This is a genomic window from Synergistaceae bacterium (assembly GCA_017450125.1).
Classification (GTDB): Bacteria; Synergistota; Synergistia; order Synergistales; family Aminobacteriaceae; genus JAFUXM01.
On sequence record JAFSWZ010000002.1, the window covers coordinates 1 to 2,438 of the forward strand.

Below are 2,438 nucleotides of genomic sequence, written 5' to 3' on the forward strand. Positions count from 1 at the left end.
CCACACAGCAGAGTACGCCGTCCGTGAGGGCTTTGACGCTGCAGCAAAGATGTTCAGTGAGATGGATGATGAGTACTTCAAGGCAAGAAGTGCTGACGTTATCGACCTCAAGAACTCAATGCTGGATGTCCTTTTCGGCGCGGACACCTCAAGCCTTCAGGGAACAGAACCCGCAATTCTGGTTGCTGAAGACCTCGCACCTTCCGAAACCGTCAAGCTCGACAAGTCATTACTGCTCGGACTGGTTACCCGCATGGGCAGCTCCAACAGCCACACAGCAATCCTTGCCCGCTCCATGAACTGGCCGACGCTGATCCAGTGCCACGACATCACTGACGAGTGCGACGGAAAATTTGCTATCCTCGACGGCTACAACGGCTGCATTTACGTGGAGCCTGACCAGTATTTGATTGATGAACTTTCCGCAAAACAGGCAGAGGACAAAGCCCGCGAGGCAAAGCTCCAGCTCCTCAAGGGTCAGCCCAGCGTCACGAAGGACGGTCAGAGCGTGAGGCTCTATGCCAACATCGGAGGCCCTAAGGATATTCAGGCAGTACTTGAGAACGACGCAGAGGGTGTCGGACTCTTCCGGTCTGAATTCGTGTACCTCAACAGCAAGGAAGAACCCACTGAGGACGAACAGTTCGCAGCCTACAAAAAAGTCCTTGAGGGACTCGCTCCGAGACTGGTTATTATCCGTACGTGCGACATAGGCGCGGATAAGACCATCGACTACATGAAACTCGACAAGGAAGAAAATCCAGCACTGGGCTTCAGAGCCATAAGGATATGCCTCAACCGCAGAGACTTCTTCAAGAAACAGTTACGCGCATTACTGAGAGCCTCAGCATTCGGGAAACTCGGAATCATGTTCCCGATGATAATTTCTCGCTGGGAAGTTCAGGAGTGCAAGGAGATTCTTGAGGAGTGCAAGCAGGAACTCAAGGCCGAGGGCAAAGCTATGGGCGAACACATCGAGATCGGCATCATGATTGAGACTCCCGCAGCGGCACTGTGCGCTGATGAGCTGGCTGAAGAAGTCGATTTCTTCTCGCTCGGCACCAACGACCTCACACAGTACACCTGCGCAATCGACAGGCAGAGCGCGAACCTTGAGCGTTTTGCGGACACACACCACCCCGCAGTCCTGAGGCTGATACGTGAGACCATCGAGGCAGGCCACAGACATAACACTTGGGTCGGAATCTGCGGAGAACTCGGAGCTGACCCGACACTGACAGAAGATTTCCTGAAGTGGGGAGTAGATGAACTCTCCGTGAACCCTAAGAGCATTCTTCCGCTCAGGGGCAACGTCAGGAACGTAGACCTGTCAAAATTCACGACAGAGTCCCCGAAGCCGGCAGAGGCCAAGCCCGAAACTAAGCCGGAAGCTCCAAAACAGGCAGCACCTGCGCCGGCTGACGAAAAAGCTGCCAAGCCGGAAGTGAAGGCGGAAGAGCCTAAACCAAAACCGAAGGGACTTTTTGGGAGGTTATTCGGATAAATGTTATACGGAGCATTAGAAGCAGGCGGCACTAAAATGATCTGTGCTGTCGGCAATGAAGAAGGACAGATTTTAGATCAGGTTTCGATTCCTACTACCACGCCTGAAGAGACCATGCCCCAGATTATCGAGTACTTCAAGGCAAAAGTTGATGTACCTGAAGGCGAAGAGAAAATACAGGCAATCGGTGTAGCATGTTTCGGGCCTGTGGACGTTCGGAAAAACTCCAAGACCTACGGAAATATCCTCTACACGCCAAAAATCGCGTGGCGCAACTTCCCGATGGTCAAGTGCCTCAAGGACGCGCTCGGCGATATTCCTGTGGGATTCGACACTGACGTAAACGGCTCGCTTTTGGGCGAAGCTACTTGGGGAACTGCTCAGGGACTCACTGATGCGGTGTACTTCACGATCGGTACAGGTATCGGCATGGGAGCAATGAGCGGAGGCAATCTGATTCACGGAATGCTGCACCCCGAAGCAGGACACATCAAGCTGGTTGCAGAACCCGGCGACGAATACAAAGGACACTGCCCGAATCACGGCACATGCTTTGAAGGAATGGCCTGCGGCCCGGCAATTCAGGACCGCTGGGGAAAACCCGGAAAAGAACTACGCGATATGCCCGAAGTCTGGGAGCTTGAGGCGAAATATATCGCTCAGGCCTTAACGTCAATCATCTACACTCTCAGCCCGCAGAAAATTATTCTTGGCGGCGGCGTTATGGGTCAGTCTCAGCTTTTCCCGATGATCCGGAAATATGTCCTTGAGTACATCAACGGCTATCTTGACACGAAGGAACTACGCAACATCAACGCGTATATAGTTCCTGCGGCGTTGAACGGCAATCAGGGCATTATGGGTGCGCTCAAGCTGGCAGAGATGGCCGCAGAAGAGTAGCAGCTCACAGAGAACATAGTACAGTTATATATGC

Annotated in this window: 2 protein-coding genes; both read left to right on the top strand. The window is 53.0% G+C overall.

Annotation, left to right across the window (positions count from 1 at the left end; genetic code table 11):
- Nucleotides 1-1,504 (top strand): phosphoenolpyruvate--protein phosphotransferase (ptsP, locus tag IJT02_00040; GenBank protein ID MBQ7543316.1); only part of this gene is annotated, 1,504 nt, incomplete at its 5' end.
- Entirely contained in the window at nucleotides 1,505-2,404 is a 900-nt protein-coding gene (locus tag IJT02_00045; protein MBQ7543317.1) for an ROK family protein, read from the top strand.
- Nucleotides 2,405-2,438: the final 34 nt, after the last annotated feature.